Here is a 216-nt window from a genome sequence, read left to right on the forward strand (position 1 = left end):
CGGTTGTTGTAGATCCACTCCGGACAGGCGACAGGAGCCTCATGCCGCTGCGGCGGGATCGCAGGCCGTGCACCCATGCGCCAGATGTGCTCGCGGAAGCGATGGCTGGTGTAGCCGCGGTCGGCTACCACCCACCTCGGCACGCCCGGCAGTTGATCGAGCAGCGGGATGGCCTGGGGCAGCTCATGCGCTTGCCCAGGCGCGATCCGGAAGGCG

1 protein-coding gene is annotated in these 216 nt (G+C 69.0%); it reads right to left on the minus strand.

Going from position 1 to position 216, the window contains the following annotated elements:
• A partial coding sequence (locus tag WDW90_RS41345; protein ID WP_336493153.1) for a transposase occupies nucleotides 1-216 on the minus strand: 216 nt, incomplete at both ends.

The organism is Methylobacterium nigriterrae, from assembly GCF_037106235.1.
Lineage (GTDB): Bacteria > Pseudomonadota > Alphaproteobacteria > Rhizobiales > Beijerinckiaceae > Methylobacterium > Methylobacterium nigriterrae.